The organism is Paenibacillus sp. P4_A9 (assembly GCF_056402415.1).
Window position 1 is genome coordinate 1 of record NZ_JBFUHL010000035.1, and the last position, 23,461, is coordinate 23,461.

The following is a 23,461-nucleotide window of genomic DNA, read 5'->3' on the forward strand; positions in this document are numbered from 1 at the left end:
TGCACATAGGACGCAAAGTACCGTTTAGATGCTATATCCAAGTTCCCCGTTGTCTGCTCCGATTTCATCCACGTACGTAAAGAATTACTCTTCGATATGTTATCTCCATTACGAAAGAGATCGGATTTGCTAGATAATATTTCACCGGATCCGTTCATTAGAACCAATTGGCTATCTTCACCTAGATTTATATCACTATAGGCCATCTGTGAAAAAATATTTTCGTCGATACCCACAATTAAATAGCCAAGAGTCCCTTCTGCCCCATCTAAATTCGGAATCCGCCTCATCAGTGCGAGGCAAGATTCACCGCCTATCGTAGTTCCGTAAGTCCACGTATCAATTTGACTATTATTTTGTGCGCTCTCTTTTAATCTGCCTATATCTTGATCTTTTAAGGTGTTATACCCAAAATCATACAAAACGCGGCCGTCAGCTAATTGTATTTGTAAACTCTTAATAGTTGATAGAATCCAAAAATTGTTACCTACAAAACTTTGATCGATATAGACTTGCAGGCTGCTTCTCTCAATCTCACTCATTTTATCGAAATTGACTAGCCCGCCCTGAACTTCTTTATTAAGCATAATTTGATCGGCAAATGATTCATAATTGCGTACTTCATCACTGATGTTATTTTTGAGCAACTGTAAAATTTGGGAGGAGTAATTACTCGTTTTGGAACTTATGGCCTGATTCGATTTGTTATACGCAATGATRCCCGTAATCCCAAGTGGTAGTATAGAAATCAACAGAAATGACACGATCAGCCTTGTATGTATGCCTGATTTCCTTGATAGCTGAACAAGTCTATGCCAATAATTCATCGAATACTCCTTCTTTTTACAGATTGCAAATTTTCTTATAGACTACTTTATCTAATTATCTTACATATTCAACTATTTTCCTAGCCCTTAACTGAACCAACAGTTATGCCAGCAACGATTTTTTTCGAGACAAGCACATACAGGATAAAGGTTGGGATAAACACGATCATCGATGCCGCAAAAATACCCGAATAATTACCTGAATTGGTAAATCCTTGCACGATAGATTGAAGCGCAAGTGCAATGGTGTGTCTCTTAGGATCATTAGCGAAAATGAGTGCGTAAAAATAATCATTCCATATGCCAATAAAGTTAAAAATCGAAAGTGTTATTAGGCCCGGTTGAGCGATAGGTATAATGATCTTCAAAAAAGCTTTAATGGGACCACATCCATCAATAGCAGCAGATTCTTCTAATTCTTTCGGAATGGAACCGAAGAAACCGCTGAGTAAAAACACACCAAAAGGAACGTTTGTAAAAATATAAATGAGAATTAAGGTAAATATGGAGCCTGTTAGTTTTAGTTCAACAAATAATGAAAACAAGGGAATTGCTATCAGTAAACTAGGGATCGAAAGTGCAGATAGGAACATCAAATTAACCAATTTTTTCCCTCTGAACTCGACTCTTCCCAAGATATAGGCAGCAGGCGATGCAACGATTACAATTCCGATACAGGCGACACTTGTATACATCACACTGTTAATAAAATATCGTGCCATATGTTGATCCTTAAACAAACTTATATAATTGGAGAAATGCACTCCGCTGCTAAACAACGTATTCGAAAATATTTCTCTTGTCGTGCTTAATGAGGCTAATATCGCATATCCAAATAGGACAACCGTAAATAAAAGCCATGCATAGAGCGGTATATAACGAAGTTTACTTGCCATACTGGAATCAGACCTCCCTTAGTATTCTAAAGTCTCTTTTTTGAAAAATCTGTTAATCACTGCAGATAACAAAAGAATAGAAAGTACAATAATTACGCCGACGGTTGCTCCAGAACCAACATTGAAACTATCTTTTACATAAATAGTTCCACCACCGCCAAACACCTTTAAATACATATAATAACCAGGGGTCATCGTTTGTGGTGCACTCAATCCGAAAGTTGCAGACCAAACAAAAAAGTTAATGGCTGTAATCGTCCATAGAACTAAGGTTGTACGAAAAACGTCTCGCAGCAGCGGCAAAGTGATTTGGAAAAACTTCTGGATAGCTGTTGCCCCCTCGAGTAAGGCGGCCTCATAATAATCAGATGGGATCCTGTCTATTCCTGCATTAAGAATGATCATGAAATAACCAATTGAACCGAAACAGAAAGCTAATAACATGGAAATGAACAAATGTTGATCATCCGTCCATTGAATACTTGCTAGTGTATTAAGACCAATTTTATGTAAAACGGTTGTCAGAAAGCCAAAACTTGAATTGTAGATATACTGCAGCCATACAACCGATAAAACAACTGCTGAAACCGTATTGGGTAGAAAGATGAGCGATCTCCAGAAACTTTTCCCACGAACGCCCGAGGAAAGGATGACAGCAAAGAGAAAAGCAAAGAAAAATATGATCATTCCACCAAAAATCCATATTTTCAGTACGTTCCAAACAGAAGTTAGAAAGTAAGAGTTATGGAGAAGATCGGTGTAATTATCGATACCAACAAAATTCCACGTATTCATCTTGCTAGAAATAGATTGTATATTGTAAAAACTCATCATCACTGCTCTTATGGTGGGATAAAGAAAAATAGCAAGATAAATGATGACTGCTGGCAGTAGAAAAAGAGCGATAATTCGTTTTTTGATAAGCATGTCATACACCCCCATGAAATAATCAAATCTAATGAAAAAATTAAATCTATGTGCAGCATTCCATCGAACGCTGCACATAGATAATAGCTTTAAGATATTTAATTATTTACCGGCGTAGAATTTTTTCGCTTCAGCGCTCATTTTTGTCACATATTCATCTGCTTTAATTTTCCCTGTAACCAATTCCATGAATACTGGGATAATCGTATTAGCTGAGAAATCACCAGCATTATCAATCCCGAAACCCCATGGCATGTTAACCTTTGCATTAGCGAAGGCAACAGAAGCATCATTTAATTGTGCAGGCCATTTGGAGTCGATTGTAGCTGGAATCGCTAATGCTTGCGTAGCCATTCCTTCTTGTGCTTTCTTCCCTGCTAAGTATTTAACAAGTTCGAACGCAGCAGGAACATTCTTGCTGTTTTTATTCATAAGAAGCGCTTGTGCACCAAAAGATAATCCTTGTTGCCCACCTTTTCCATTCCCATTAGCAATCGTAGGGAACTGGAATGAACCCCATTTGAAGTCTGGACCCGAAGTTGCAGAAACTTCATTCGGCAACCACGTTCCATTTAAATACGTGGCAGATTTTCCAAGAACAAGGTCTTGTTGTGCCGCAGGATATTTACTTCCAGCAATTGTGGCTGAGAAATAACCCTTATCCTTCATCGTCACGACATCTTTAGCGAATTGAGCAATAATTGGATCCTTCCACATTTCGCCCGTTTTATCTTTGACGAGTTGATCAACCCAATCGCTGCCCATTGCACTGCTTAGGTATCCGCCGATAAACTGATCTCTGTAGGCGTCATCAAATGTAATTGGGGCTACACCCGACTTTTTAATCAACTCACAAGCCGCCATGAATTCATCCCAAGTTTTAGGTGCTGAAGTGACTCCTGCTTTGTCATACACAGCCTTGTTGTAGAAAAATAACACGGCATACGGTTGCTGTGGAATTGCGTAGTAGCCCTCAGCGATTCCCGCTGTTTTGGATAGCGATTTTGTCCAATCCATTAAGCTAGGCAATAGGGAGTCTTTAAAAGATTTTCCCGCCATACCAACGGCTGGTTGTGTAAGCAGATCATCAAACTTAAATACGTGATCTTTCAGAGTAGCAATTAACCCAGCTGGATCTCCTTCATAAATATCGACTTGCTGTCCGCCATCCAGAGCTGGTTTAATTAGCTTACCGAGATCACGACCCGTAAATTTCAAATCTACATTCACCTTAGGATTGGCAGCTTTAAATTCATCAACCGTAGTCTGAATAACTTTTGCTTGCGGCTCTGAATCTTTCCACATGGACCAGAATACGACTTTACCTTCCAAGGCAGAAGGTGCCGCAGTAGCCGCTGCTGCTGTAGTAGCTGCAGCAGTTGCCTTAGCTGCTTCGGAGGGTGCTGGTGTACTTGTTGTTTCAGATCCACAGCCCGCTAATAACGACAAAGGTAAAGCAGCTGTGAGTAAGGATGGGATTAATTTTAATTTTTTCATGGATAAAGACCTCCTCTAAATGTATGTGCGACTTCCAGGAATTGGCCGTGCAACAAGGGTTAAGGCTTTGTCTGCCATAAGATAATTGCTGCCTTCGACTTCCTATGAGTTAAGTATACATTTGGTGAAATCTTGTTTACATGCATAATCTTGAACAAAACCTGCACTATATTGGCGTATATGAAACTGTATTTTTATCTATCTTTGAAATGTACTTTTTGTTAAAAAAGAGTTGAATTGACTTGATATCTGTCAATGAAATTGATAAAAGTAACGCAAAAAAAGGTGGAAGTGTCCACCTCGGGGTCGAATCAAATGAAACTGCTCACGGCATTACATTGTTCGGTGTAATAACAACCATTTCGTTCGCATTTAACGATAACGTAAGCTCACGATTAGACAGAGCCACATTTGTTTGGTTAGAAATATAGCCTTCATTAGTAACTGTATAGATATTTACTTGAGCTGCGCTCCAATGAAGCGGCATCGTCCACGTTCTGCTTTGATAGCCAGTTAGACTGTATGCGATAATTTTCGGTGTGTTGCTCCAAGCGGCAGGCACAAAAATATTATTGTCCTGACGGATTTGAAAGCCATCCTTAGTTATCGTTTTTGTCTCCAGCGTCGCCACCAATTGATCGGAATAGGTCGCGATCCGACTACTACCGCTTCCTTGCAGCGACAAACGCGCGAACTGGTTTTGATACGCCCACGGCACTGTCTGTGTCGCAAACTGATGAAGGAATTCTACATCCCAATTCGGAGTCGGACCGACGATTTCAGAACTTGTCAGTAAGTCTTCTCCCCACATACTTCTCCCGAAAAGTATTTCAACATTCTCCCTGTCGTCGCCATAAGTGATCTCATTGATTCCACAGCCCGTAACCAGAGAAGCCGGACGCGACATGTAATTAGCATTACTTTGATTAAAGTGCCATGTCATTGGCATGACACCGATCAGTCCAGTATCGCATCCGTCGTTATTTGTTTCGGATGACCCGTTCGTCGCATATAAAAATTCACTTGTCACATCGATACCGTTGTCATACCAATACCGCATCATTTTAAGACGTGCTTCTTGCTCTTGCAGCAACGTGCTTTGCTGACTCGCACGTGCGAAGAAAGCGTCCATATGAATGGTGCCAGCAATGCGAAGCAGCGGGAGCATTTGAAGAAGTTGGTCAACGCGCTGCTTGTACTTGCCGCTTTCCCATTCGTTTTTGTAATTTACCTGATAAGCCACTTCGCCATTATAATTGCCTATTTCCATCAGGCTGCCATCGCCATTTTTCGAGATCAGATTTCCTGCAAGATATTCATTCCATAATGGGCTGTCTACATAAGCATCGGTCGAGTTGATATGTAAGCTGACCCTGGAATTATACTGAATAGCTTCTTGCATCAGCCAGGACAAGCTTTCCTCCGCCGTCGCATGACTGCACGATGTACATGTCAATGCATCGTTCACAACTGCCCAAGACGGATATTTGTCGTCATGACCCGTGAATTGCCAGCCTACCAAATAAAAAATTTTTGGGATGCCCGCAGTCAGATTATCGACTTGCCTGATCAACTCCAACGCCTCATCAAACTTAAGCCTCACATTGGAGGTGCCATTCGTACCAGGACTTGCCATAAATAACTTCATAGTCAACGTTTTAGTGTAGTCGTTGAAATAAGGCCGTTCTGCTTTCTTGGTTACGTCACCCTCAGCGAAATGACCCGGGATGTTACTCCAATCTCCAACGCTCACTATAAACGAGCTTTCACCCGACTGATTCACAATCGTATACGTCACTGATTCGCTGAAATTGTTGATCGTTACGCCGCTTTGCTGCACTACGCCATTCACCTTCACAACATCACCAGGTTGCTTAGTGGTAAATACCGCCTTAAGCGCGGTGCGATCCGCATTTTCCGGAAGCGTAACATAAACATTACCGTTATATACGACTCCGATGCCATGAAGAGGACTGTCCGCCGGCATTTCAATATCGAATGAAGCAAATTTCACCAAACTCTGTGCCAAATCGCTCAAATAAACATCTGGACTACTCACACTGGCTGTAGGCACATTAAATCCTTTCGGCGGCAACATAGCGAACCTCCTACTTTTAAATTCAAAATCGGGAATGGGATCAAAATCTTGTCATTGGGATTCGACAAGATCCTCTAAATGTAGGTGCGACTACCAGCAAATTGCTGCTTCCGACTTCCTATGAGTAAAGTATACAGTACGGAGGACCTTGTTTAACAGGCATAATCTTGAACAAAACCTGCACTATATTAGCGTATATTAAACTGTTTTTTATCATTGAGCTGTCTTTTAGCTTATTAAAAAAGAGGCCACAAAAAGCATTTCTGCTTCTTATGGCCTCTTACTTAATTAAATTGTTTTACCACGCTTTAATTACCGTATTCGCATCGGTAGTAAGTACTTGCTTCGCAACATTGGAAATGTTGCTCTCCAGAGCTGCATTTTCCATATGCTTAAGGAAATTCTGCAAATGTTTAACCGCCTGATCCTTATGACCTTTGGCAAAATGGTTCAGCGCTTGAGTCAAGCTGTTGGAAAGCTGGACCTGTAGCGGTCCGGACACATCGCCCGATGCAGCGAATGCATTCAGAAGAAGCTGCATCGAATTGCCGCTTGTCGTTACGGTTAGGTTCCCAGTCCATTGTGTAGAATTACCCGCTTGATCGGTTACGGTTACTTGAATGACATGGTCCCCGAGCTGCCCCGCCCAATTCAGTGCTGTTCCTGGCTCATAAGGAATCCCATCCACTGTTACGGTTTGAGAAACAACGCCGGATAAGTTATCCCCGCTTTGCAAATCAAACGTAACCGCTTGGCTATCCTCGAACACGTCGCCGTCAACCAGCGGATTCTCGTTCGCCAATACCGTGAATGTAGGTGCCGTATTATCGGACTTAAACGTAATGGATTTGACGTCTTCTACATTCCCCGCTTGATCCGTCGAGCGGAATTGCACTTCATAAATTCCATTGCCAAGAACAATGGACGAAGTGTATGGAACGAAGCCGCTTGTCGATTGCGTGCCATATACGCTTTGCACAACTGTCAGCGCATATTCGGTCGAAGCAACGCCGGATACGTCATCCGAAGCTTGAAGTGAAACTGTTACATCCGAAGTATACCAATCGTTTGCTCCGGCTGTTCCTGTTACTGTTGCAGAGGTGACTGGTGAAGCGGTGTCTGGTTTCTCAATTAGACCTTCTCTAGCATAAAATAGACTGCTATTTGCTCCGCTTATCTGAGCCTCTGTTGCATCAGCATTCTCAAGCACTTGTAACGCAGTTGCGAGTGCTGCCGCAAAAGCATCCCAAGTCGCGTCTGTATAATGGCCTGTTACTAATATGCTGTCAGCATACAGACTCTGCAAAATAGACTTATCTGCTACCATGGGTGCATATACTTGAACTTCAGCAAGAGCCAGTGAATTTTGACCGGTAAGCTGAATTTTGACATACCTGCCGCTGGCGCCGCCCGCATTGACAGTTGTACTTGGATTCGGCTGTGTTGTCTGATGGTTCGTCCAAACTACATTTTGGTTCTGATCCAGTAGCAGCACATTATAATCACTCAATCGATTGCCGCAGCAATCTGTTCTGTTGAAAATGTTAATATTGCCTACATTGTAGGAGTTGCCCAAGTCTACCATCCACCAAGCCCCGAGTTCGTCATTCGTGGACGAAACAGAATTCGCAGGCCAAGCACCATTCGTATTACCGTCGACCGCTCGGCTTGCGACTTGAGGAGCTCCACTTTGCGTATATGTTGAGCTCTGAGTTGCCGTTTTGTTCTGAGCTAAGTTCGCATTCGCAACAGACACACTTACTGCTTGGTCTACTCCGAACAACTTAAACTCGCTAATTTTTGGAAGTGCAGTTGCAGAGACAATAACCAATCTCATTTTCTGAGTTTCCACCGTTGGGAAATTAACCTCTAGGGATTCTCCAATTGATGTTCCGCTAGCAATATCAATCCATTGCGTTCCTTTATAGTTCTGGATTTTATAGTCGGTTACTGCATTGCCCGTTTCCTGAATGACTGCTCTGTTTACCCTAGACGGTCGTGAAAAATCCATTTGTAACCAAGCGTTTGCCGTTTTGGTGGATTTCCAATAGGTCTCAATTGCCCCGTCATTTGCACTAGCGCCACGAACATCAACTCTATAATTGACATTAACGCCCTTATCATCCGGGATCACGACAGTTTCCGTAGTTCCGGAATCTGCAGATGCTGTTGCTGTCATAGAGAGGTTAGCATCTGAAAATACGCTAAACTCTTTGATTTGAGGATTATTTAACGATTTGGTTATATAAAGCCTAATCTTATTACTTCTGATATTAGGGAACAATAGCTGTTTATTATCTCCAATTGTTGTTCCAGCTTTAATATCTACCCAAGCATCTCCTTGCAAATACTGTAACTTATATCCTGTGATTTTTTTACCCTGCTCCAGGATTTCCACACGGTTTACATCGGTTTCATGGTTAAATGTTACTTCCAACCATGAGTCGTTTCCGCCATTTGCTGACCAAACCGTGGCATTATTGCCATCAACTGCATTGGCTGCTACATCAGTTGCCAATTCGCTTGAAGCTGCCGCAGTGCTTCCTTTTGCAGTGTTGGCTGGACCTTCTTCAATCACTTGTGTTTCTGCTGGGACAAGGATATAGGCTACTTTTGCAGGTGTATTCAAATGAACTTTTCCACCMGCTACATCGATTCTGTCGATATAGGACTTGCCTGACTCTGTAAGTTCATATCTGTCTACTTTGGTAACTCCTGCCCAAGATGTCGGAAGCACCCAATCTCTATTGCTTCCCCCTAAGCTGTACACATGAATCTTCTGAGCAGGCTCATTCAGATCAGGAATAAATCTGTCGTTACCGTCCGCAATCACGACATTCCCTTGCGTTACCATAAATTTATTGCCTTGCGTCTTATCAAGCTTAGCAATGATGTCGTTACCCCATCTAACAGCAACCATTTGAGCATTGTCGATATATTCCATTGCAGGCTGCTGTTGCAAAAAAGCATTCAAATACGTATAGGTGTAGAAATCATCGACAACAACATTTGCAAACATATTAAAGGTCTGACCTAAATTCCCGGAACGGCTTGCAATTAGTCCGCTAAATAATTGCGCTTGATTAGTTGAACCAATGTGATAGGACACATGGCCGGCAGTAAGGAAATCATCGATTTTGGAGTTTGCATTGTTTCTGTATTTATTGCTGAATTGACCATTTCTCAGATGGGCAGGCTGATATCCCTCAGTGGCGATATTGATTCCGTAATCGGCGTAGGTTTTAATAATATTTGCCACAGCCCATGATTCGTGTACGCCGTACACACCGTTATAGGGGCTTGTGTTATCCCACATCTGGTCATTATAAAGGATCTTAGGGGCCGGCATGCCTTGCGTAGTAAAGAAGTTATTCATCCGTGCTGGCGTGTTTCCGGCCACCCAATCCAAAAAGTAGGATTTATTATAGAACGTATGTTGACCAAAAACAGCGCTATACCCATTTAAACCCCCGCTGCCATTACGCGAAATCACTTTTGGATCGTAGGAATTCGCTTGGTCAAGGGTGAGTTCTTGATTTAAGTGATAGGATACTTCTCCCCCATAATTACTCATATCATCTTTTGCTTTGAGCATGGCCTGAAGACCGCCTGCACCTGGGTTTACCGGCTGTGCCCAGTCTCCCCATCTCCAGTCATGTCCGTGCTGCTGCCATCCGGCCACGGCGAATTCCGTAGGCGAACCTTCTGTTTGGTAATAAATTTGTCTCATTTGAGGCGCAAAAATAGCATACGGCGACCTTACTTCCGAGTTTGTCGGGTTGTCCGGGAAAGTGCCATGAACTTGCTGCCATGCTCCTCCTGCTGCATAAATATCCGACATGCCTTGTAATGGTTGTGGCAATTGCTCTCTTACCCAAAGGGCTCCGTCCTGCCAATCAACTACGCTATTGGTATTTGTATCGCCGCCAATATAAGTTTTACTTTCAAGCATACGCCCTGTTAATACGCTAGTTTCAGCACCTAGAGTGGCTCCAGCTGAAGTATTAGGTTTATAGGCAAAACGATAATAGTATTCTCTCTCGTACAAGCCGGCGTGCTTTACGTTATTAAATGTTTGTACCTTTACCTGCAAGGGTGTATCAAATAAATTGTTGTATACGGAACCTACAATCTTATCCGTATATGTAAATGCCCATGAACTCCAATCCGTACGATTGGTTAGCGCACTAACAGCAGATACGGTATCACCGTTGACTTCACCTTGGTAGTTATTATACTGATCTGGATCATCTTCATATTCGTATGCAATATTCGCATTCGCCTGATCGCCCCTCGCCCTAATGGTAGGAACATCAAGTTTGAGGGACATCAGAAAGGGTTCTCCAGGTCCGGTTATACTTGTTATTTTCTTTACAAGTTCATTGCCTTCGAGTGAAAACTCATAAGCAATATTAACTCCACCATGAAAATCAGGCATACTCAGTGTATAGTTAACTTTCTGAACTCCTGGAGTAAATGATGTAACATTTGCAGGGTATGATTTTCCAACTGGGTTTACACTATCTGTGATATAGGCAACATGGTCTGTATTTGGATATCCCCCATAGAGAGATCCTCCAGTTGATTTCAACTGATAATTAAGTGCTTGAGGGAAGGTCTTGTCTAAAGTAACCTTAATTTTATCATTCTCCAATGTATAGCTATCTGCAGGTGCATTATCATCCGGAGCAGGCGGATTATCTATGACCAAATCATATACTTTAAGATTATCGATGTAGTTTTYAGATTGTGACCAGAGCATAAAGCCTACTAGACCCGCATGCGTAGTTCTTGTGCCTGGGAAGTTGGCGTCAGTTATCAGCTGATCATCAACATATACTCGATAATTTTCATTGTAATATTCGATTCGCCACTTCTGCCAGGTAGCTGTTTTAATCTTGCCATTATGAGAGGGCGTATTGTCAGCCGCAGCAAATCCGGGAGGCTTGGATCTTATTCTCATTACGCTAGAATCCTGATTGGCCAACCAGGTATATGTAGAGGGTTCAACATTGGTTGCCGTATAATTTACTCCGAAAACATATCCGGATTTCTGCGCTCCATAAGTAGGAGATGGCACTATTTTCATATCGAATTCTGCAATCGCATTTTTAGGAGCTACGGTAGAATTCGAATCTACTACAAAAATATTTGCGGCATTATCGGGAGCTTCGTTTCCATAGACTTTGAGTGCTGTTCTTCCATCTATTGTCGCTGTTGAAAATCCACCATTAAGCGGAGTGCCAAAGTTKATCTGAACTAAGCCGTTTGTAGTATCCAGATCATTGCTATACTTTAGCTCGCCTTTCTTATATCGATCCCCGATGGCTGCATTTGCTGTATTGACAGTAAAGGGGATAAAGGACAGAAGGATGGATGCCGATAACATTAAACTCATGCTTTGCTTCAGAAGTTTGTTACGTGACTTGCTTCCCATATAATTACCTCCATTAGTAGTGATATCAGGCCAAGCATTTTAAGGACGAATTCACAGTCTCCTACTCCAGGTATCCTCTTTCCTTTTAGTTCGGAATCATGGCATCCCCCCTCCTTTAAGACTACTCAAAAACGCTACTTTACGTACATGGATTATTTTCTTCGATGCATGCAGTATCTTGACTTTTTATATTAGTACTATCGTTTATTCTGATTCACCGCCACGACGAACATTAGTTCTTGCATTTAATTAAGTGATTCCAATATCAACAACACAATCACCTTGAAAACTCCAATAGCCCTACGATTTCTCGTAAGGCCCAGAATCAAATTATGTTTATCTTCGGTTATTTATTTTGAGCACCTTTCGAGTGTACACCACAATTAAATAACAACCGATTGACCATTAAATAGATCGATCCTGACTTTCAGATCATCAAGTTCTCCCGCCAGTTCAATTTTCTCTACTGGGCATATTTCTCCCATTGGGGTTGGGAATAACAGCGTAGCCACGCAAACGGGCCCTTTTGCCGTCAAATCATAAACAACGGTTGGAGCTGGTTTATACTCACCTTGCTTGTTAATAGGCGTATTTTTCCACCCTTGCCACTCAGGCTCCATTTGCCCCTTCACGATTTTGCCTGCCAAATTCCCTGTTTGGCTCTTAATGATCGTCAGATTCGGGCCTTTATCGTTCAAGGTAAAACTTTTCAGACCTTGGGTATCTGCAGATTCGCTTGCCAGATGYCACAAAAATTCATAGGCGTGTAATTCTTCATCCTGCGGCGTCAGCTTGTCGATGACCAAGAAGCAGGGAGATAGCAGCGGATGGTTTTTCAAGAACAGTACACTCCGGTTGTGCGTTACTTTGATTTGCACCTGATCGCCGTATCCCTCGTCGTACGTTCCTTGCGCATAATCAGAGTCATCGGAGGAACGCCATTCTGCGCTCGCTGGTACGTCGATGTCTTCTTCTTTCCACTGGTAGGCGCTTCTCCGATTTTGATCTGACCCATCTACACGAACAGTATTGTGAGCACGGGTAGACAGCACATAACGCCGCATCTCAGACTCATCGTAAGCGTAGTTGCCTCCTTCAGTCAGCAATAGCTCGCCATAGGCATGAATTAAGAGACTTAATTTATCCTCGTGCTGATGGGATTTCCCGAACGGTCCTGCGTCGAGTAAAGCCCATACGGCTTCCCTGTCCCAAYTGTTTCGCATAATATAGAATCCGCTATAAGGGAGTGCAATGGACGTTTCCGCCGGAGGCTGCCCTTCTTGCCCATCCGTGTAGGACCAAAGAAAATCCTTGCGGTACGGGTACAGCCGGGTTGCCTCGGACATCGAAGAAAACTCCGATGCTCTCATCCAACGTCCATCGTTTAGATCCGGTATTAGACCGCCTGGCATCATTAACTTCACATGGATGGCGCACGCGTCCTCGAGTCCGGTAACCAGCTCGGGAGCAAACGGAATCCCATACGCATCGTACAGTTGGAAAACTTGAAAATAATTGATGATCAGCACTTCATGGTAATTCGTGCTCAATTCGAAATGGAAGCCGTCCGGGTATAGCTGTTTGCTCAATTCCTGGATTAGCATTTCTATGGCATACAGGCGCCAATTATTCGATTCTTGGAATTCAGGACAAAGCACCGCGATGTGGGACAGCCCGTTCATCTCCATGATGAGCCAGTTACCGCTTTCCCGATGCCGGGATCGGAGCCGGTTCGCATGTTCCCACATAGACTTATACCAATCTACCAGCACATCGTCGGTAAAATGAGGAGAACGGTAACAGGCATGCAGGGCAAATGGCCAGGCATTGGCCATGCGTATTCCGCATTCGATGGTGCGCCACCCGTAAGTCGAGCCTGCAGGCTCATCCTTCGGTGCGATTACTTGCTGAACCCAACTCGTAAACAGGTCAACGAGTCCCTCTGCATATCTTTCATCTCCCATTTCCCGGTAGCGACTCGCCAGCACTTCCCATTCCCAATGGCGATTTAACTGCCAGGTCCATTCTTTATATTGATTGAAGGTAGGATTGGCAGACCAGTCCACTTTCCCTGAGAATTGATGTGGCGTGCCGGTCGAGACCAGATTTAAGGACAATATGCGCTCGCCCATTTCTACCTTAGACTCATCAGGCAAATAATACACATTCTGCATTTCATGATTGGGGATACTAAAATACAAATCAGGGCGCAAAGATTTCCGCACATGCTCCGCGAAGAACCGGCGCGCATTCTCGAAATCTTCGCTTTCAACTGCCTTCTTGAAATCTTCAAGCCCTGGCAAGTTCATATCGATTGCACTGGTGAAAAAATCATAATCGCTGACAAGCGGGCCAGTCAGTTGTAACTGGTTTTCCATTGAGAAATACCTCCATTGCGGGCTATGTGTATATTTTCAAATTAGAACAATCGTTGCCCAGGGAACAAAGCATAGAGCCGCTCCAACTCCTGGCGTGGGAGTCCTACCCCATCACAATAACTCGCATTCAATTGCAAAGAACGAATGGAGGTCGTTCCCATTAACGTAACTGCAATGTCAGGACAAGTCAAGCTGAAACGAAGTGATGGTTCAACCAACCCTTTCGGATCACTTTTACGCAAAAACTGCAGCTTTTCCATTCTTCTCTCCGCTTCTTCCAGCACCACTGCTCGGTTCAGCAGGAAGGGGGCAGGCTTATCCGCGAGTATCCCCATGGCCAAAGGGCTGCCGTGAATAACACCGATGTTCTTTTCCTTGGCGAGCGGCAGCAACTCATCCTTGGCTGTATAATCAACCAATGTATATTTAGCGAATGTCTGAATCGTATCTACCAAGTCTTCTTTAAGAAAAGGCATTAGCAGCTCGAGTGCACTCGCATTTACCCCTATGGCTCTAATCTTACCCTGTTCCTTTAACTTGTGAAAGGCAGGCAGTACCTCATTCACAGCCTGTTCATACGTCGTAAATTCTAACTCATGCAACTGAATGAGATCAATATAATCCGTTTGAAGTCTTTTCAAGCTCTCTTCCACTGACTTCATCGTATTTTCATAGGAGTACGGGTCCCCGCGCATAACTGCCTTTGTTGCCAGAATCACTTGGTCTCGTTTGCCCTTTAACGCCTGCCCAATTCTTCGCTCACTCTCACCTCTGCCATATAATGGAGCCGTATCGATAAAGTTGATACCTACATCTAAAGCTCCATCAATCACACGAGTCACGTCTTCATCAGTTGTCTCTCCGAAATCTCCTCCAAGTGGAGCACCGCCTAGTCCTATCCGCGATACCCTATAGCCTGTTTTACCTAAAATGGCGTATTCCATTATTTCTGATGCTCCTTTTTGCTAGAATCGTATCCGGCTGTCTTAGAAATCCAATAAAGAAAACGACTCATACGCCTCTTTTTCAATCTTCTCAATGTCAATATCATGGGAAATGCCAGGTTTCTTCGAAACATGAACAAATCCATCCGAATCCACTTCTGAAACTTCATTAATTGGATTATCCCACAAGAAAGCTTCGTAGAACGACGTATTGCGGAACGCAGCAATCAAATGCATGTGAATGTCACCGGGACCATGTACTTCAGCTCTAAGATTGAACGACTCTGCCATATGCGCAATCTTCATCGCTCCTGTTATTCCGCCTTTGTGACTTGAACTAATACGGACCATATCACCTTTGCCAAAATGAACGAAATCGGCAGAATTATAGAAGCTGCCTTGTGAGGTCTCTGCTACTAGCAAAGGTACTCGTAACTTGTCCGCAAGCTTGCGATATGCGTAAATGCTATGTTCACGCATGGGCTCTTCGTACCAGTAATAATCCGCTTCTTCCAGCGCTTTGCCCAGGTAAAAAGCATCGTGGAAATCAAAGCCTGCTGAACCATCGTACATCAGATATATATCTTTACCCACCTTCGCTCTTAACGCCTGACAGAGCTCAGCATCTTTACGGGCATCTCCCCATGCATGCAGCTTAATGCCTTTATATCCTCTTGCTAAACACTGATCAGCAATATCCATAAATTCTTCCATCGTATTGTAAGTGGCGGTACTTGCGTAAGCCAACACTTTTTCGCGGAAACCGCCGAGCATTTGATAGAGCGGGATTTGCGCTTTTTTGGAAGCAATATCCCATAACGCTACGTCAACAACACCATAAAATTGCAGCGGAAAATGATCCATGCGATCAATCTCCCAAATTTTGTGATAAATTAGTTCTTTTTGAAGAGGATCCGCACCAATTAAGAGTTCTTTAAAGTACTTTTTTGCTATATAAGCCAAATAATCTGCATTGGCAAATGTTGCGTAGCCCTCAATACCTTCATCCGTAATAATCCGGAGGACGGCATTGCTTGTATTGCCATATACTTCAGGTCCCTTAAGTCCTTCTCTCCACTTGAATCTCCGACTATCCTTCTCGTGTTTACACAAGTACACTTTAACATCGATGATTTTCATTGTAATTTCTCCTCGAATTATAAGAGTTGTCTTTTCGATAATTTCATTATCAGGTTAAACCTGTTCTAATAACTACTGTAATAAATGAAAAACACTCTACTTTTCCCAAGTACACATGTCAACTTTCGTACCTGACCGCCAACTCGTCGGCAGAGCTTTATGTGATCTCAAAACAGAATTTACATTCGATTGTTTCACTCATTTCTTTACGGGTTAGCAGCAGACGATAAAACATTCTTTCTGTGGCAGGATGCGCAACTGTCAATTGTTCTTCCACTTCAACCTGCCACTCGCTTGCTTCAAACGTCATCAATACTGCACCAATCGAAATTTGGCCCGGTCCCTTCTGCTGCGGCTCGACACCGCAAATGAATACTTCTTGGAAAGAGGAAGTCGGTTCATTCATCGCCACTTGATCTGTCAGAATAAGCTGCGAGTTTTCGTTCATCGGGCGTCGCCACAGGAACTGGCGCGTAAATCGTTGTAACGAGGGACACTCGTAAGCTTTCGTTAGATCCAGCTCAAACAGCAGCTCGTCTTCGGTTATGTCTTGATTTACGATCTCTGCCCTGTACKTTTGGCCAAAGCCCTGCCTGCAACCGTTAATAGTCGGCACAGAATGTCCATGAGAACCTGGTTGAATCATTTCATACCGATGTTCTGACTGAAAATACTGCCTTGTATACACACCAATTCCAATATCAGCGAGCACATTCATACCGCCAGCATGCAAAATGAAATGCCCCAAATCGTTATGGTTGTGCGGTTCTTCGTTATACCCGCCCTTCGCTGCGAATGCGGCTAAACTCCCATCCGTCTGTCGAACCTTCGAGATCAGCCACTGATTTCCAGTGAAAATCCTCTCTTCCACCCTGTCTTGCCCATCGGAAGCATGAGTTGCGTCAGCAGCCGGTTGATCCGATGACCAAAGCATTAGTCTGGACGCATCGACCCAATAGACCCGAAATTGGTTGGCTTGGAACGCTCCGGGCGGTAATGATAGGGAAGGAAACGTGTGACGCAAACGGTGGAAAAGCCCGGTTTGGAAACGAATTTCTTCCGCAGCGTCCGAGAAATTGACCACCTTGCTGTTCGATAACATACAGTAATGTGGGAATTTCGCAATTTTCTCTATTTTCGGTTCAGCAAGGAGGTTGATGCGTCCGCCAGTGCGCTCCTTCAGCAATTCGGAAAAGTATACAAGGTGCGAAAAACCAAACTGCCAGTATACCGGACCCTCTGGGGTCGCTCCATCCGCGTCAAAGCCCGACAAGTATTGGCGCAAAGCGCCAATAACCCGCCAAAGCATGCCCGCCAGCCGTTCGCTGTCCTGCGTTAAATAAATCGCTGCAGCGCCGATGCCGCTTGAGCAAACTGCCGGCCAGTTATTCATTTTCAACTCCCAGTTTTGCGGAACAGGATCATAGAAGTAAACCTGAAAGATGCGGCGCTCGATCTCCTCCTTGGCGCGGAAGACTACCCAAGGATGCAATCGGTGACCTAGATGGTAGATGATTTCAGCCAGTGCAAATCCGATTGCAGATGCCTGCAGATCAACCGTTTCACGAGGCGGAACCGGCTGATCCCAAATTCCTTTCGGATATGTATTCACATACAGCCCAGCATGTACAGGAGGTACCCAGGAATATTCATTGCACACGGCCCATATCGCATTTTCAAGCCCCTTCTTCCATTCTGGACGGTCGTCCGTCATGGCAAGCAAGCTGAAAGTGTGCAGCCCCGCATACAGCTGGTTACGTATATTCTCAAAGTTAATGTTGTCTCCGGTCTCACCGAATACGATATAATCGGAAAATTGAGGTAGATAGGCTGGATTTTCCTGAATGCGTACTGCCTGTTCCTCAAGCCCTTCCCAGAACGACGAATAGCGTATATCCTTTCTAATTTGCATCCACCGTTCAGCGGATGCAGCTTCAGGAAACATCTTGCGCGAATCAGGCTGCGTTTGCTCCAGAGCATTCTTCAATTCACGGAGCGTTAATGTGCTTAGCATGCAATCATCCCTTTGCTTTTTGGTATGCAAATTATATTGTTCTGAATAACCATGATCTGTTTTCAACCTTATAGATGAAACATGCGCACAGCCACTTATTAAGTCGCTGTACGCATGTAGAATGAATTACTTCGTTTTCTTCCACTCGTCAAGTTGCTTCTGAGCTTCTGCAATGACTTTATCAGCGCCAGCTTGCTTCAACTTGTCTTGGAATTCTTTTAGTTTTTCGCTTGCAGGTACTGTACCAGTTGCAAGACCTGGGTTATATTGATCAATAACTGTCACAATGTTAGCAATTTCTGCGGCAACTGGCGCCGTTACAAACTTAAAGCCCATAAGCGGAGACGGTTTGGCCGTTTCGTTTTCTTTTTTCGTATTAGCTACAACATTTGGATCTTGACCTTCAGGTAGGAACGCATTGAATGTGTTACCGAATACCCAGCTTGCGTTAGGCACGTAACCAGCATCCTTGTTAATTTTGACTACGTTATCGGAAACTTTCGTGTAATGCTTGCCTTCAACACCAAAGCTGATTGTGTTATACAGCTCTTTGTCTGTGTTCAGCAAGTTAATGAGCATCATCGCGCGATCAGGGTTTTTGGAGGTTTTGCTGATTGCTGACATCGTTGTAATGATGGAGCCTGTACCTGCCCATGCTTCAGTAACTGGAATAGCAATCACATCGTTACCGCCATTAGCAATCTTGTACGCATCTTCAACGCCTGGCTTCAATACGTTATGGACTTGAACAACCGCGTTGCCTGTTTTCTCAATGTCCGCTTTGTTTTTCAATGTAGCGGCATTATCGTTGATTAAGCCTTTGTCATGCCAACTCTTCATCAAATCCAAATATTTAGCAAACTGCGGAGTCTCGTAAACATTGATGACTTTGTCCGGATTTGTAAGATCGATTCCAGCAATGCTTGTGATTAATTCCAGTCCGTTCATGCGGTACATATTTCCGAATCTTCCGGCGCGATCTACCAAGAACGGAACGACATCTTTGGATTCGCCGGCTTTTACTTTGGCCAAGAATGGTTCTAGATCTTCAAGCTTTTTGATGGACTTAACGTCCAAATTGTATTTGTCCGCATATTTCTTTTGGATTAAGAAGCCTTCTTTATTTGTAACAGTTTGATAGTTCGGAACACCATAAATTTTGCCACCAATTTTAGTAGCATTCCATACGAAATCCGGCATGGACTTCGTCACTGTTGGCGCATACTTCGTGATCAGATCGTCCAGTGGAATGAAAGCCCCCTTCGACTGGTTGGTTACATAGTCAAAATTCCAGTTAGACGTCCATAAAATGTCGAAGTTTTCGCCGGCTGCAACAGTCGTGTTCATCTTTTGTGTGTAGTCAGCGAATATTTGCGGTTGCAATTTAACTGTCGCGTTGATTTTAGCTTTTGTGATTTTATTAACAGCATCTTGTACGGTTGCCATATCTGCCGGAATTGCACTTAGCGGGAAGTTCCAGATCAATTCTACTGGCGCCAGTTGCTCAACCTTAGCAGCAGCAGTAGCAGCTGCACTTGCCGCTGGACTAGCTGTTGAAGTGCTCTCTGATTTACTTCCGCACGCCGACAATAAGACAGCGATACTCACTGCACCTGTTACAACTTTAAACATTTGTTTTTTCATAGAATTTCCCCCTGCGAATTTTGATTTTTTAGATTGCATATATATCAACTGCAGCTGCATGATTAACTGCAGTTCGATAACGAAAGTCCACTTAACCTTTGATGGAGCCAACGGTAAGACCGCTGATGAAAAACCTTTGAAACATCGGGAAAATAAACATCATCGGTCCGGCTGCAAGTACAGCCATAGCCATTCTAGCCGATAAGCTTGGGAAGTCAGCGAGACTAAAATCGACATTCACCGTCGCGATGTTGTTCGATAAAAATTCAATGGTGCTCATGATGCGATAAAGCAACAGTTGAAGCGGTATTAGCTTCTGATTATCGATAAACAATAACCCTAGCCACCAATCATTCCAATATTGGAATGAAATGAACAGCCCGATTGTGACAAGCGCAGGCACTGATAATGGAATAACCATCGTGAAAAATATGCGCCACTCATTCGCACCGTCAATTTTCGTCGACTCGATGATTTCAAATGGAAGTTTATCCATAAAACCCTTCATGATGAGAATAAAGAAAGGACTAAGCAAATACGGAACGATAAGCGCCCAAATCGTATCCTTCAAGTGCAAATACTGCGATACCAGAATGTAAAACGGAACAAGTCCTCCACTGAACAAGCTTGTAAAGAAAACGTACAGCGTCATCATTTTGCGGTAACGATAATCGCGTCTTGAGATCGTATAAGCCGTCAAACTCGTAAAGAGTAAGCCGATAAATGTCCCTACGAGTGTTACGAATATGGTAACCCCGTATGCACGGAACAGAGCCTTGGGAGCATCCAAAATGATATCGTAAGCTTTCGTGCTGAATTGCAAAGGAATCAGATGATAGCCATGTTGCAATAACGATTTTTCATCCGTCAACGAAATGGATATAACTAGAACAAGAGGCACTAACAGCGCCAGTGACAGTATGCAGAAGAATAGGTTAATGATGTTGCCAGACCAGTTCATTCTGTTACTTACAGTTTGCATGAATACATCCTCCTTACCAAAGCGCATTATCTTCGTTAATTTTTTTGACGATCCAGTTGGACACCAACACCAGAACAAATCCAACGACAGCCTGGTAGAGTCCGATCGCGGTCGACATCCCGATATCTCCTACCACTCGCAGCGATCTGTATACATACGTATCGATAACATCAGTAGCGTTATACAAGAAACTAGTATCATTCGGAATAAAGTAGAACAATCCGAAATCCGCGCGGAATATACTGCCGATTGCGACAATTAATAAGATTACGATAAGCGGTGTAAGGAGCGGAATTGTAATCCTTCGGATCATTTGCAATTTGGAAGCGCCATCAATCTTGGCGGCTTCATAGTAGCTCGTATCAATGGAAAGAATACCTGCGTAATAGATAAGCGTTGAAAAGCCTACCCCTTTCCATATGTGTGTAAGTACGATAATAAACGGCCAATACTTTGCTTGTTCATACCATTTGATCGGCTGTTCGCCGAACGCTTGCAGCATGACGTTCATGAACCCATTTTTATGATCCAAGAACCCGAATACGACATATCCGACAACAACCCATGATAAGAAATAAGGTAAAAACAAGATCGTCTGATGCACTTTAATCCATCTTCGAGAAATCTCATTCAGCAGAATGGCTAATGTTAGCGCAATCACTAAGGTCAAGATAATAAAAGAAAGATTATATAGAATCGTGTTGCGTGTTACCGTGAAAGCTTTGTCTGATTTGAAAAAAAATTCAAAATTTTTAAATCCGATCCATTGGCTTCCCCAAATCCCCAGATCGTATCGGTATTGTTTAAATGCAAGGACAAGACCGATCAAGGGCAAATAATTGAAAATTAATTTATACAGGATCGCTGGCAATGACATGACGAACAATTCCCGATTACGTTTGAAGTGCTTCCACTCCCGTTGTAGCATTTGCTTCCCTCCCTGCGGTGTAAACCGTCGTTGTATGCCCTTATTATTAGGGGAAAACAGCACAAATAACTACTGTAATAAATGAAAAACACTCCACTTTTCTCCTGCAATATCCCGTAATCACTGTATTTTCAACTATTTAAGAATAAAAAAAAGCTTTCCAGGCACTATCGTGCCCAAAAAGCTTACAATGACTTACTTCGCTTTTTTCCAATCGTCCAGTTGCTTCTGCATTTCGGCAATTACTTTTTCGCTACCAGCCTGTTTTAACTTATCTTGAAACACTTTTAGTTTTTCGTTTGCATCGATCGTACCTGTCACCAAAGTCGGTAGGTATTGGTCGAGTACAGAAGCAATATTTGCAATTTCTGCTGTTACCGGGGTGTTGTCGAATTTATAGCCCATAATCGGAGATGGCTTGGCTGTTTCGTTTTCTTTCTTCGTTTGATCCACAACATTGGCTTCCGTACCCTCCACCAGCAAAGCATTAAACGTGTTACCAAATACCCAGCTAGTATTAGGAATATAACCAGCATCTTTGTTTATTCTTATTACGTTATCGGACACCTTCGAATAGTGCTTGCCTTCCACACCATAACTTAATGTGTTATAAAGCTCTTTGTCTGTATTCAACAGACTGATAAACATCATAGCACGATCCGCATTCTTCGAATTCTTATTGATTGACTGCATCGTAGTGATGATGGAACCTGATGTGGCGAAGGTCTCTGTTAGAGGTACATAAATGATATCTAACCCTCCGTTTGCCACTTTTTCCGCTATTTCTCCCCCTGGTTTGAGAACATTGTGATATTGGACAACAGCATTGCCCGTTTTAATTATGTCTGCTCTGTTTTTGAGCGTAGCTGCATTCTCATTGATTAAGCCTTTAGAATACCAGCTTCTCATTAAATCCAGGTACTGCTTAAACTGTGGCGTATCAAAAACATTAACCACTTTGTTGGGTTTCTTAAGATCGATTCCGCCAATACTGGTAATTCCTTCTAACCCGTAAGTATGCATCATGTTTCCAAATCTTCCATAACGATCATTAAGGAATGGCACAACTTCTTTGGACTCGCCAGCCTTAATTTTCTGAAGAAATGGTTCAATGTCTTCAAGTTTTCTGATAGAAGAGACGTCCAAGTTGTACTTATCTGCATACCTCTTTTGGATAACAAATCCTTCTTTGTTCGTAACTGTTTGATAGTTCGGAACGCCATAAATTTTACCTTGAATTTTGGTTGCATCCCAGACAAATTGCGGCATTGACTTGGGAAGGGCAGGGGCATATTTAGTGATTAGGTCATCCAAAGTAAGCAATGCTCCTTTGGATTGATTTTGCACATAATCCCAATTCCAATTGGAGGTCCAAGCAATGTCCCAATTTTCACCGGAGGCTACTACCGTATTCATCTTTTGATTGTAGTCTGCGAATGTCTGCGGCACTAACTTGACCGTGGCATTAATTTTCGCCTTTGTTATTTTGTTAACGGCATCTTGTATCGTTTGCAAATCCTGTGGAATAGCGTTTAACGGAAAATCCCAAGTTAGCTCGACAGGAGCCAATCCTGCCTTTGCTGCGGCCGTAGGACTCGTTGTTGTAGTTCCTGTACTCTTATTTGCGCTACATGCCGTCAAAACCATAGCGATACTCATAACGCCAGCAAGTACTTTAACCATTTCCTTTTTCAATACAATTCCCCCCACATAGAAGTCCCTTATAACAAAAACACTGTATTTCATATT

The 23,461-nt window shown here is 43.1% G+C and carries 14 protein-coding genes; all 14 read right to left on the reverse strand.

Annotated features, from left to right (window positions below):
• Nucleotides 1–827, reverse strand: an 827-nt coding sequence (locus tag AC1DVJ_RS20160; RefSeq protein ID WP_477593012.1) for a cache domain-containing protein, incomplete at its 3' end; no start/stop codon positions are given.
• Nucleotides 828–907: 80 nt separating this feature from the next.
• Complete coding sequence (locus AC1DVJ_RS20165) at nt 908–1,723, reverse strand: carbohydrate ABC transporter permease (protein ID WP_477593013.1); 816 nt, start codon at nt 1,721–1,723, stop codon at nt 908–910.
• Nucleotides 1,724–1,741: 18 nt separating this feature from the next.
• The gene (locus AC1DVJ_RS20170; RefSeq protein ID WP_477593014.1) at nt 1,742–2,650 is read right to left on the reverse strand and encodes a carbohydrate ABC transporter permease; all 909 of its coding nucleotides are present in this window, start codon (nt 2,648–2,650) and stop codon (nt 1,742–1,744) included.
• Nucleotides 2,651–2,752: 102 nt separating this feature from the next.
• Entirely contained in the window at nt 2,753–4,147 is a 1,395-nt protein-coding gene (locus AC1DVJ_RS20175) for an ABC transporter substrate-binding protein (RefSeq protein ID WP_477593015.1), read from the reverse strand.
• Nucleotides 4,148–4,472: 325 nt separating this feature from the next.
• Nucleotides 4,473–6,245: an endo-alpha-N-acetylgalactosaminidase family protein gene (locus AC1DVJ_RS20180; RefSeq protein ID WP_477593016.1), complete on the reverse strand. Its 1,773-nt coding sequence runs from the start codon at nt 6,243–6,245 to the stop codon at nt 4,473–4,475.
• 298 nt (nt 6,246–6,543) lie between these two features.
• Complete coding sequence (locus tag AC1DVJ_RS20185) at nt 6,544–11,682, reverse strand: galactose-binding domain-containing protein (RefSeq protein ID WP_477593017.1); 5,139 nt, start codon at nt 11,680–11,682, stop codon at nt 6,544–6,546.
• Between the two features lie 383 nt (nt 11,683–12,065).
• Nucleotides 12,066–14,060 carry an alginate lyase family protein gene (locus AC1DVJ_RS20190; RefSeq protein ID WP_477593018.1) on the reverse strand — a complete coding sequence of 665 codons (1,995 nt, stop codon included), beginning with the start codon at nt 14,058–14,060 and terminating at the stop codon, nt 12,066–12,068.
• 41 nt (nt 14,061–14,101) lie between these two features.
• Nucleotides 14,102–15,004, reverse strand: a complete 903-nt coding sequence (locus AC1DVJ_RS20195; RefSeq protein ID WP_477593019.1) for an aldo/keto reductase — start codon at nt 15,002–15,004, stop codon at nt 14,102–14,104.
• A 42-nt stretch (nt 15,005–15,046) separates the two neighbouring features.
• Complete coding sequence (locus AC1DVJ_RS20200; protein ID WP_477593020.1) at nt 15,047–16,144, reverse strand: enolase C-terminal domain-like protein; 1,098 nt, start codon at nt 16,142–16,144, stop codon at nt 15,047–15,049.
• Nucleotides 16,145–16,301: 157 nt separating this feature from the next.
• Nucleotides 16,302–18,158, reverse strand: coding sequence for a heparinase II/III domain-containing protein (locus AC1DVJ_RS20205; protein ID WP_477593021.1), 1,857 nt, complete (start codon nt 18,156–18,158; stop codon nt 16,302–16,304).
• Nucleotides 18,159–18,284: 126 nt separating this feature from the next.
• Nucleotides 18,285–19,802: an ABC transporter substrate-binding protein gene (locus AC1DVJ_RS20210; protein ID WP_477593022.1), complete on the reverse strand. Its 1,518-nt coding sequence runs from the start codon at nt 19,800–19,802 to the stop codon at nt 18,285–18,287.
• Nucleotides 19,803–19,893: 91 nt separating this feature from the next.
• A complete protein-coding gene (locus tag AC1DVJ_RS20215) occupies nt 19,894–20,784 on the reverse strand; it encodes a carbohydrate ABC transporter permease (protein ID WP_477593023.1) in 891 nt (296 codons plus the stop codon).
• Nucleotides 20,785–20,797: 13 nt separating this feature from the next.
• Nucleotides 20,798–21,712: an ABC transporter permease gene (locus tag AC1DVJ_RS20220; protein WP_477593024.1), complete on the reverse strand. Its 915-nt coding sequence runs from the start codon at nt 21,710–21,712 to the stop codon at nt 20,798–20,800.
• A 195-nt stretch (nt 21,713–21,907) separates the two neighbouring features.
• Nucleotides 21,908–23,407, reverse strand: coding sequence for an ABC transporter substrate-binding protein (locus tag AC1DVJ_RS20225; protein WP_477593025.1), 1,500 nt, complete (start codon nt 23,405–23,407; stop codon nt 21,908–21,910).
• Between the last annotated feature and the right edge of the window lie 54 nt (nt 23,408–23,461).

Excerpts from the sequence above, each read along its gene's own strand:
- AC1DVJ_RS20195 (WP_477593019.1), bottom strand. The coding sequence starts at position 15,004 with ATGGAATACGCCATTTTAGGTAAAACAGGCTATAGGGTATCGCGGATA.
- AC1DVJ_RS20215 (WP_477593023.1), bottom strand. The coding sequence starts at position 20,784 with ATGCAAACTGTAAGTAACAGAATGAACTGGTCTGGCAACATCATTAAC.
- AC1DVJ_RS20200 (WP_477593020.1), bottom strand. The coding sequence starts at position 16,144 with ATGAAAATCATCGATGTTAAAGTGTACTTGTGTAAACACGAGAAGGAT.
- AC1DVJ_RS20210 (WP_477593022.1), bottom strand. The coding sequence starts at position 19,802 with ATGAAAAAACAAATGTTTAAAGTTGTAACAGGTGCAGTGAGTATCGCT.
- AC1DVJ_RS20170 (WP_477593014.1), bottom strand. The coding sequence starts at position 2,650 with ATGCTTATCAAAAAACGAATTATCGCTCTTTTTCTACTGCCAGCAGTC.
- AC1DVJ_RS20165 (WP_477593013.1), bottom strand. The coding sequence starts at position 1,723 with ATGGCAAGTAAACTTCGTTATATACCGCTCTATGCATGGCTTTTATTT.
- AC1DVJ_RS20180 (WP_477593016.1), bottom strand. The coding sequence starts at position 6,245 with ATGTTGCCGCCGAAAGGATTTAATGTGCCTACAGCCAGTGTGAGTAGT.
- AC1DVJ_RS20175 (WP_477593015.1), bottom strand. The coding sequence starts at position 4,147 with ATGAAAAAATTAAAATTAATCCCATCCTTACTCACAGCTGCTTTACCT.
- AC1DVJ_RS20220 (WP_477593024.1), bottom strand. The coding sequence starts at position 21,712 with ATGCTACAACGGGAGTGGAAGCACTTCAAACGTAATCGGGAATTGTTC.